The sequence below is a fragment of the Actinoplanes sp. NPDC026670 genome (genome assembly GCF_040638175.1).
Classification (GTDB): Bacteria; Actinomycetota; Actinomycetes; order Mycobacteriales; family Micromonosporaceae; genus Actinoplanes.
The window spans coordinates 1-9089 of the sequence record NZ_JBEZXU010000137.1 but is presented as its reverse complement, the minus strand read 5'-3'; the positions used below and the strand labels follow the sequence as shown (position 1 = coordinate 9089).

Here is a 9089-nt window from a genome sequence, read left to right as displayed (position 1 = left end):
GACTGCCCGCGTCCGACTAAAACACGACCTCGTACGAATCAAAGGGTTACGACGTCAGCGAGCGACCAGCACCGATTTTCAGCCCGGAACGGGCCACCTCGCCAGAGGCGACAGGGACTAAAGCCGGGGGTTTCCACGGAGGCTTCTCGATGACGGCGAGCGCTCTCGATCAGATCAAAGACTGCGGCCTCTGGGACTAGCCTGCGGCCGTTTCATGATCGAAAGTGGCGAGACACGCGCTGGCGTGTCGGGTATGGACAAAACGATCGCCTGACGCCGGTGGGGGTGTGCAGGGTCAGGCGCTAGAGGTCGTTGCCGATCAGGACGGTTCGGGTGTAGCCGGTGGTGGCCTTGCGTAGCCAGGTGGCGTCCGGGACCAGGGCCGGGTTGCCCGGTGAGAGGTGATTGAGCAGCAGAGTGGGTACGTCTGCGCGGGCGGCGATCGAGCTGTCGGCGGTGTCGAAAAGGTAGGCGAAGGAGGGGAACCCCAGCGCGTGGTCGACCAGGGTGGCGGTGACCCGTACGCGATCGTCGGTAATGATTTTGAAAGGCCGCATCGGGGGAGCGACGGGGCCGCGCGGAGGCGCCGACCTGGGGGACTCTGATCTCGTGTGGTGTTACGGAGTGCGCGCCTGCGGTCCATCTGTCCTCCAGAAGTCGGTCTCTGCCTGGGTGCGGCGATCACCGGTGGGCGTGGCGGCGAATCAGGTGTGCGGCGTTGCCGGAGCGCATCGCGTGGCGGGTTTCGGCGTCGAGCAGCATGGTGGTGTCGAGGGCGGCGGCCGTGGCGCTCACCGCACTGGCCCGGTTCCAGACCATGCAGGCCGGCGACCTCCTGCTCACCGCCCCGCCCGGCGGCACCGCGCTCACCGCCCCGCCGCCGCTGATCACCGATGAATCCGCCACCAGCCGACGTGCTCATCGTCGGCGCCGGCCCCACCGGCCTCACCCTGGCAACCCTGCTCGCCCAACACGGCCGCAGCGTCTGCGTCGTCGAACGTCACCTCGACATCTACCCGCTGCCCCGGGCGGTGCACCTGGACGGCGAGGTCCTGCGCATCCTGCACCAGCTCGGTGTCGGCGACGAGTTCGCCGACGTCAGCCGCACCACCCGCGGCCACCCGACGGGCTCCCCGAGGCCAACCTGTTCGACCAGCCCGAACTCGAACGGCTGCTGCGCAAGAACCTGGCCGGGCATCCGTCGGTCACGCTGCTCAGCGGCCACCAGGTCACCCATCTGGCCCAAGACGCCGACCACGTCACGGTCACCGTCCAGCCCGCCGACGGTCAAGAGCAACAACAGACCATCCTTGCGGCGTACGCCGTGGGCTGCGACGGAGCCAACAGCATCGTCCGCCGTAGCATCGGGTCGGCTCAGCGGCCCCTCGGTTTCCAACAGCGCTGGCTCGTCGTCGACATCCGGTCCCCGGCCGAGTTCGGCGCCTGGGACGGCGTGCACCAGCTCTGCGACCCGACACGCGCGCTGACCTACATGCGGATCGGACCCGACCGCTACCGCTTCGAGATCCGGCTGCGCGACGACGAGAACCCCGCCGACTTCGCCGACCTGGCCCGGCTGCGTACCCTCATCGACCCGTGGGCCGGCGCCGCACGCGACGACCAGCTGGAGATCCTGCGCCGCACCGAATACACCTTCCGCGCCTGCGTCGCCGACACCTGGCGCGACCGGCGCATCCTCATCGCCGGCGACGCCGCACACCTGACGCCACCGTTCATCGGACAGGGCATGTGCGCCGGGATCCGGGACGCCACGAACCTGGCCTGGAAACTCGCCGCCACCCTCGACGGCCACGCCCGCGCCCCGCTGCTGGACAGCTACCAGGCCGAACGCCGCCCACACGCCGAAGCCCTGATCAAGCTCGCCGTACTGCTCGGCAAAGCGATGACCGGCGGCGGAACGACCGCCGCAACGGTCCGGCGCGCCGTCCTGGCCGTGATCAGGAACGTACCGGCGGTCGCCGCCAAAGTCCTGGACGCCACCTCACCACCGCTACGCGGACCACTGGTCGACAAACGGCTGGCCGGCAAAGCCCAGGGCACCCTGCTGCCCCTCGCCCGCACCGGCCCCGGCGGTGTCCTCATCGACCGGCTCCTGGGCAGCGGGTTCGCCGTCGTGGCCACCACCGGCACCGACCTTCCGGAACCGGCCGGGCGACTGCCGCTGACCCGGGTGTTCATCGAACCCGCCACCCGCCTCGCCGACTGGCTCGACGACCTCGACGCCTGCTGGGCACTCATCCGGCCCGACCGCACCGTGTACGCCGTCGGCCGTACACCCGCCGCCTTGCCCTCCGCCCTCGCCGCCCTCCACCGCGACCTCACCGGAGCAGACGAATGACCGAACCGATCTGGCAACCGGACCCCGGCACGACGGCGTCGATCACGGCGTTCGCGCACCTCGCCGAGTCACGCACCGGCCGGTCGATGCCCGGATACCGCGAACTCTGGCAGTGGTCGGTCAGCGACCTGACCGCCTTCTGGGCCACGGTCTGGGACTTCTTCGACGTCCAGTCCGACTCCGGCTACGACCGGGTACTGGACGACACGCCGATGCCCGGCGCCCGATGGTTCCCCGGCGCCTGCCTCAACTACGCCGAACACGCGCTCCGCGACCGCACCGGGCTCGCCCTGATCGCGGTCACCGAGGACGGCCGGACCACCGAGGTCACCTGGGACCAGCTGCGAACCCAGGTGGCCGCCTTCGCCGGCTGGCTGCGCCGGCAGGGAGTCGGCGCCGGCGACCGGGTGGTCGGCTACCTTCCCCACGCCACACCGGCCGTGGTCGCCTTCCTGGCCACGGTCAGCCTGGGCGCGATCTGGTCGGCGTGCGGCCAGGACTACGGAGCCGACGGCGCAGCCGCCAAATTCGCCCAGCTGGAACCGTCGATCCTGGTCGCCGCCGACGGCTACCACTTCAACGGCCGGGCCCACGACCGCCGGGCCGAGGTGGCCCGGCTGCGGGAACTGCTGCCCACCGTCCGGCACGTCGTGCTGGCCGACCACATCGGCACACCCGGCGACCCGGACACCGTGCCATGGACCGAGGCCATCGCGACACTGGCACCGCTGACCTTCACCCGCGTCGAATTCTCCACCCCGCTGTGGGTGCTGTTCTCCTCCGGCACCACCGGCGTACCCAAAGGCATCGTCCACAGCCACGGCGGTGTCCTGCTGGAACACCTCAAACTGCTCGGCCTGCACACCGACCTGCGACCGGGCGACCGGTTCCTCTGGTACACCACCACCAATTGGATGATGTGGAACCTCGCCGTCTCCGGGCTGCTCGTCGGCGCGACAGTCGTGCTCTACGACGGCAGCCCGATGTACCCCGACCCGAGACGGCTGTGGCAGCTGACCGCCGACCTCGGCGTCGCCGTGCTCGGCACCAGTCCCGGCCACCTGCTGGCCTGCGCCAAAGCCGGCATCGAACCGGCCACCCTCGGACTGGACGCGCTGCGGGTGGTCGGCAGCACCGGCGCACCCCTGCCCGCCGCCTGCTACACCTGGACGGCCGACCACCTCGGGCCCGGCATCCAACTGGTCTCCACCACCGGCGGTACGGACGTGGTCAGCGGATTCGCCGGCAGCGCCCCCACCACGCCGATCTGGGCCGGCGAGATCTCCGCCCCACTGCTCGGCGTGGCCCTGGCCGCCTGGGACGAGCAGGGACATCCGGTGATCGGCGACGTCGGTGAACTCGTCGTCACCCGGCCGATGCCGTCGATGCCGGTCGGGCTGTGGAACGACCCGGACGGCAGCCGCTACCGGGCGGCCTACTTCGCGCACTACCCCGGAGTGTGGCGCCACGGCGACTGGATGACCGTGACCGACCGCGGCAGCCTCATCGTCTCCGGGCGCTCCGACTCCACACTCAACCGCAACGGCGTCCGGCTCGGCAGTGCCGACCTCTACGCGGTCGTCGAGAGACTGCCGGAGATCAACGAGGCGCTGGTGATCGGTGTGGAGTTGAACGGCGGCGGCTACTGGATGCCGTTGTTCGTGGTGCTGGCCGAGAATGCGGTCCTCGACCGAACCCTTGAGGACCGGATCACGTCAGCCCTGCGTACCCAGGCCTCGCCCCGGCACGTGCCCGACACGATCATCGCTGTTCCGGGCATTCCGCACACCCGTACCGGCAAGAAGCTCGAAGTGCCGATCAAGCGCCTGCTCCAGGGCGCCACCATCGAACAGGCACTGGCCCGCTCCGCCGTCGACAACCCGGCACTGCTCGACTTCTACGCCCAGCTCGCCGTCCCTGAAGGGTGACCAGCCGGGTGGCGGGCGCGATGCCGAAGCGGATAGGGTCCGCGGATGCGGGGGCCGAGACTACGACCCGGCGATCGGGTACGGGTGGTGTCGCCGGCCACCTTTCCCAGCGCGGAGTGGGCCGAGCAGGTCATGGACACTCTCGTCGGCTGGGGGCTGCGGCCGGAACTCGGTAAGCATGCCCTGGACCAGCGGGGTTTCCTGGCCGGCTCCGACGAGGACCGGCTCGCCGACCTCAACGCCGCCCTGCGCGATCCGGGGGTGCGGGCGGTCGTCGCGGCCGTCGGCGGCGCGGGCGCGTACCGGATTGTCGACGGCCTGGACTTCGCCGCTGTACGCGCCGACCCGAAGCCGGTGGTGGGGTTCAGCGACATCACGAACCTGCACCTCGCGCTGTGGACGGCCACCGGTGTGGCCGGGGTGCACGGCTCGGTGGGCACGGGCGGGCGCACCGACGAGTCGTGCCGGCGGCTGCTGTTCGAGGCCGAGCCGATCACCGTGCAGGCCGAGCCGTCTCCGGTGACCGTCGCGGGCCGGGCGACAGGGATTCTCGTGGGCGGCAACGCCGGCGCGGTGAGCAACTTCCTCGGCGCCGGCCTGCCACGCCTCGACGGGGTGATCCTCTGCCTCGAAGGTCCGCAGAACCCGCACTTCGACCGGATGCTCTGGGGCATGCTGCGGGCAGGGCTGCTCGACGGGATCCGCGGCGTCGCGGTCGGTGACCTCATCGGGCTCGACCCGAGCGTCGCCGAGCCGGGGCCCGACCAGGCGGTAGCCGTCATCCGTACCCGCCTGGGTGGGTTGGGTGTGCCGATTCTCGGTGGGTTGCCCTTCGGGCATGTGGCGGATCAGGTGTGTCTCCCGGTGGGGGTCCAGGCGACGATCGATACGGATGCGGGCACGCTGACCGCCGGCGCGGTGGTCCGCTGATGGACGTCGCCCGGCTCAACCAAGCCCTGCGTGACCCGGCGGTCCGGTCTATCGCCCTCGACGACGGCGATCACCGGCTGCTCGACGGCCTCGACCTCGCCGCTGTACGCGCCGACCCAAAACCGATCATTGGTACGGGTGCCGCCACCTTCGTTCACCTGGGACTGTGGCGCGAGTGCGGGCTGGCCGGATACCACGGCGACGGGCCGATCCGCCCCGGCCCGCTGCGGCTTTCCGGCACGACTATGGTGCCCGGCCTCGCGTCCGGTGTTCTGCTCGGCGGCAGCCTCGGCCCGCTCCGGGCGATGATCGGCGCGGGCCTGCCCAGCCTCGACGGCGTGATCCTGCTGCTCACCGGCGAACGTACCCAGGGCCTGGGCCAGGTCGACCGCCAGTTGACCCACCTGATCCGTGCGGGCGCCTTCCGTGCCGTCCGCGGCGTGGTGGTGGGCCACTTCGCCGGCTTCGACGGCTTGGTCGACCGGGACTGGGACCTCGGTGACGTTCTCACCGACCACCTGAGCACCCTCGGCGTGCCGGTGCTGACCGGCCTGCCGATCGGCCCGGGACATCCACCGGTACCCATCGGCGTGCCCGCCGTACTCGACACGCCCGAAGGCTCACTCACAGTCACCTGAACGCGGCGGCCAGTGGTACGAAGCCGCAGCGGCGGACTGCCATGGTGGCATCGTCCGCTGATGCCGGTCGGGTCGCACGACTGAAATTCGGACACAGCCGATGAGTGGATGTGCGGTCCACGTCGTCGGATCGGCCAGGACAAGCCTCGGCAGCGCCTACTTGCGGTCTTGCGTCTGCCGCTGCACAGCAGCTGCGACCTCCGGCGGCAGGTCGTCGAGTTCGTTCATGGTTCGCCCGGGTCGCAGGAAATCGAATAGCAGCACCGTGCGCGTGCTCGAAGAATAGTTCCACGCTTCATGATCGACGGTGTCGTCGAAGACGAACACGTCACCCTCGCGCCAGGGCCGGATTTGCGATCCGACCCGCAACGCGCAGTCGTCGTCCGGCACGATCAGGCCGAGATGGGCTCGGTAAACGGTAGTGACCCAGCCTTCGTGAGGTTTGATGTGCGTCCCCGCGACCATGCGAGAGAAACCGGCGGTGGTGAGTCCCGGGATCTTGCTCAGCGCCTCCGCAGTACGTGGGCAGTTCGCCAGCGCCGCGTCGATCCGCGTGCCGAACGCGACGAGTCCGTAGACGCTCCAGCCGGTCCCGTACATTTCGCGTTGCACCCAGGGCTCGAACGACTCGTCGTCCAAGCTCGCACACTCCGTACGTATGTCCTGCCAGACCCGGCGAAGATCGTCCAGAAACGGAAACCGGTCGACGTCGAGAAACATGGCAAGCCTCCACCAGCGAGCGCCACGCCAATGGCGTCGGCGCGACCGGTGTCCCAGGCCCGAACGGGCTGCTGGACAATACCGCACCCTACCGCCCTGCTCCGGGCGTGAACAGACACACGAATCTGCCGCGACCCGCGCGGAGGCCAGCCGCCGCCCGTAGCGCTCGATAGGCGACCACGGCGGGCCGACCGTGCACGGGCGCACGGATCTGCCGAGGACAGTGCACTTGATCATGACCCATAGCTATTGTTGAAGCGTGGAAAATTCGAGTCGTCTCGACAGCCGCTTGGAGGCCGAGGGTGCGGAGTTTCTTGTCTTGGCGCACCTCTTAATCGAGGGAATCCAGGCGATAAAAGCCTACACGCGATTCCCGGGTTACGACCTCATAGCTGCTGACCCCGACAATGGCACCTCTTGCCGGATCCAGGTCAAAAGCCGGTGGGCAACGGATTACGATCGCGCTTTTCCGCTTCGCAACCTCGAGACCGATTTCGTCGTGCTCGTAGCTTTGAACCGAGGTTTTCGGTATCGACGTCAGGGCGAGAGCGGCGGAAAGCAAGCCCCTGAGCTCTATGTTTTTCCGATAGACCTGCTGGTACCGCTAGTCAAGACCTCAGGCGGCTGGTCTAAGGTTCACCTGCGAAACGTCCTCGACGTCGATACCTACAAAGATCGCTGGGACCTAGTCAAGGAGTACTTGACAAGGGGCGACGAGAAGGGAATCGCCCGGAATTAGGTCGTGTAGCCCGGGTGTGCCGCGGCGACGGGCCGGGTCGCGCCGGTAACTGCTAATGGTGCAGCCTGTTGAGTAGCAGCGTCATCCGGATATGCCGATGTGAGTGCGCCTCTCGCGTCAGCCCGCGAAAAGGATGGCGACATTCCCGACGTGAGTTTCGAACATCAGAGAAATAATTGGACTTTAAGGAACATATTGCATGTAGTCTAGGGCTGCCAATCCGCGAGGTTGACCTGTTTGCCCCTGATCGCAGTAGGTCGCCCACTCTACTCGTTTCTGCCAATCAGGATTAGAGTCCGACATGGTCCAGTAACTAATCTCGCCCTCTGGATCCCAAATTCCCCAGGCTCCGGTGCACCGAGCCATACGGCACTTCACCTGTGGCTGGCGAGTAAGGATCTGGTTGGCTAGATACCACGAAGCCATATGCCCGTGCTTCACAATTTGCCCTCTGGCGGCCTGTGCGCTGTGACCTTGGCGGAGGTTGACTACACGGTTGAAGTCATTAGGGGCTGATCTAGAGAACTCAAACTCGATTATTCCCCATTCTACCCATTCATTAACATGCTGACTTACCGCACGGACAAGGCCCGTATGCACGCGATCGCGGGTAGCACTATCAAGCTGCTCGAATCTAGACACGGTTACCCCCTGAAACGGCAGCGTAGAGGGTAAGGTTTGCAAGGTCCGAGATTTGGCGCGGTCAGTTCTGGTGGCCGAAGACACTACTGATCTGCCGCCGATCGCGTCCGGCGGTTCAGGCGGGCCTTGTAGGCGTATGTCCGGGTCGTGCTCCGTCGTGACCAGCACGGCTGGAGTGGTCGCAGCGATGGAACGGTCAGTCAAAGGGTGTCACTCGCAGCGGCGATCTCCTGCTTAAGCAGACGGGCTTGATCATCGTCGTCGCACAGCAGCAACACGTTCATGCCCGCCGGCGCGTTGCCGAGGTGCGACGCCCAGTGCCGGACCGCTCGAGACAGGATCTGAAAGAGGGTTCGCCGATCTCTGAGGTTGCCCGACAGGAGCTGCGGCACGTTCTCGACCAGGATTAGATACCCGTCTGCCGCGAGCCAGCTGAGGTCGCGCAAGCAGTCGGACAGTGCATCCCAGTTCCAGCCGAAGTAGCCCGGGAAGAGCAGCGAATCGGAGAACTCGTAGAAGGCATGGTCGGGGTCGAACATCTTCGTGCCGTTGAGGCGAGCCACCCAGTGTCGACCTGACACCGGCAGTATCGAGTCGACCTCCACCAGCGTGTTCCTCGAGCAGGCCTGCAGGACTTTCGGAGAGCCATCCCGCCGGCATTCCCGTCTGCTCTCACCGCTCCTGCCGTCCATGGATGTCAGTCTTCAGGAGCACAACACCGAGACGAAATGGTCCCTTGCCGAACGCACTGATCTGCCGCCGCGAGTGCGACGGCCGGCGGCAAGAGGAGGCGAGGAGGTGCCGAGCGGCAGTCATCGCTCGGGGAGAACCTCACGACAGGGTACTGCCGCCCGGCACCCCGGATACTAGGCGCCGTCGGCCGCCGCACCGGCAGAGAGATCGGGCTATCAGAGGCCGAACGTGTCGGTCGAAGCGTGGGGTATGACGACCTCGATAGCACTCCAGCCCAGCCAGTTGATCTCCGACTCACGGATTCTGACAGCCGCGGTGGCCGCGTATCTTGGCCGCTATCGCGGTCTCGACTTTCGCACTTTTGGGTGGTCGAGTGCGGGTGGCGGCGTGGCGTGGTGAGGTGATCTCGAAAGAGATGAAGCATCGGCGGTTCACTATCT

9 protein-coding genes and 1 pseudogene are annotated in these 9089 nt (G+C 67.4%); 6 read left to right on the top strand and 4 right to left on the bottom strand.

Annotation, left to right across the window (positions count from 1 at the left end; translation table 11 throughout):
* Window positions 1-302: 302 nt before the first annotated feature.
* A complete protein-coding gene (locus AB0E94_RS52110) occupies window positions 303-557 on the bottom strand; it encodes a hypothetical protein (protein WP_360344202.1) in 255 nt (84 codons plus the stop codon).
* Between the two features lie 124 nt (window positions 558-681).
* Entirely contained in the window at window positions 682-906 is a 225-nt protein-coding gene (locus AB0E94_RS52105; RefSeq protein WP_360344208.1) for a hypothetical protein, read from the bottom strand.
* Between AB0E94_RS52105 and AB0E94_RS52100 the strand changes: the two are divergent.
* The 5 genes and pseudogenes from AB0E94_RS52100 to AB0E94_RS52080 form a co-directional block, all read left to right on the top strand.
* A pseudogene (locus AB0E94_RS52100) lies at window positions 894-1046 on the top strand (FAD-dependent oxidoreductase); the annotation flags it as partial. The gene AB0E94_RS52105 and the pseudogene AB0E94_RS52100 overlap by 13 nt on opposite strands.
* The gene (locus tag AB0E94_RS52095; RefSeq protein ID WP_360344205.1) at window positions 986-2359 is read left to right on the top strand and encodes a bifunctional 3-(3-hydroxy-phenyl)propionate/3-hydroxycinnamic acid hydroxylase; all 1374 of its coding nucleotides are present in this window, start codon (window positions 986-988) and stop codon (window positions 2357-2359) included. The pseudogene AB0E94_RS52100 and the gene AB0E94_RS52095, both read left to right, overlap by 61 nt.
* Window positions 2356-4287, top strand: a complete 1932-nt coding sequence (locus AB0E94_RS52090; RefSeq protein WP_360344199.1) for an acetoacetate--CoA ligase — start codon at window positions 2356-2358, stop codon at window positions 4285-4287. The genes AB0E94_RS52095 and AB0E94_RS52090 overlap by 4 nt, the downstream gene beginning before the upstream one ends.
* Before the next feature lie 45 nt (window positions 4288-4332).
* Complete coding sequence (locus tag AB0E94_RS52085; RefSeq protein WP_360344196.1) at window positions 4333-5217, top strand: LD-carboxypeptidase; 885 nt, start codon at window positions 4333-4335, stop codon at window positions 5215-5217.
* Complete coding sequence (locus AB0E94_RS52080; RefSeq protein ID WP_360344193.1) at window positions 5217-5855, top strand: LD-carboxypeptidase; 639 nt, start codon at window positions 5217-5219, stop codon at window positions 5853-5855. Before AB0E94_RS52085 ends, AB0E94_RS52080 begins: the two co-directional genes overlap by 1 nt.
* A gap of 156 nt (window positions 5856-6011) precedes the next feature.
* Here AB0E94_RS52080 and AB0E94_RS52075 read toward each other — a convergent pair whose 3' ends face one another.
* Window positions 6012-6575, bottom strand: coding sequence for an aspartyl/asparaginyl beta-hydroxylase domain-containing protein (locus tag AB0E94_RS52075; RefSeq protein ID WP_360344190.1), 564 nt, complete (start codon window positions 6573-6575; stop codon window positions 6012-6014).
* 259 nt (window positions 6576-6834) lie between these two features.
* Between AB0E94_RS52075 and AB0E94_RS52070 the strand changes: the two genes are divergently transcribed.
* Window positions 6835-7314 carry a hypothetical protein gene (locus AB0E94_RS52070; RefSeq protein WP_360344187.1) on the top strand — a complete coding sequence of 160 codons (480 nt, stop codon included), beginning with the start codon at window positions 6835-6837 and terminating at the stop codon, window positions 7312-7314.
* An 842-nt stretch (window positions 7315-8156) separates the two neighbouring features.
* On the opposite strand, the gene AB0E94_RS52065 is transcribed toward AB0E94_RS52070, so the two are convergent.
* Entirely contained in the window at window positions 8157-8561 is a 405-nt protein-coding gene (locus AB0E94_RS52065) for a barstar family protein (protein WP_360344184.1), read from the bottom strand.
* Window positions 8562-9089 lie beyond the last annotated feature (528 nt).

Excerpts from the sequence above, each read along its gene's own strand:
- AB0E94_RS52075 (WP_360344190.1), bottom strand. The coding sequence starts at position 6,575 with ATGTTTCTCGACGTCGACCGGTTTCCGTTTCTGGACGATCTTCGCCGG.
- AB0E94_RS52085 (WP_360344196.1), top strand. The coding sequence starts at position 4,333 with ATGCGGGGGCCGAGACTACGACCCGGCGATCGGGTACGGGTGGTGTCG.
- AB0E94_RS52090 (WP_360344199.1), top strand. The coding sequence starts at position 2,356 with ATGACCGAACCGATCTGGCAACCGGACCCCGGCACGACGGCGTCGATC.
- AB0E94_RS52080 (WP_360344193.1), top strand. The coding sequence starts at position 5,217 with ATGGACGTCGCCCGGCTCAACCAAGCCCTGCGTGACCCGGCGGTCCGG.
- AB0E94_RS52110 (WP_360344202.1), bottom strand. The coding sequence starts at position 557 with ATGCGGCCTTTCAAAATCATTACCGACGATCGCGTACGGGTCACCGCC.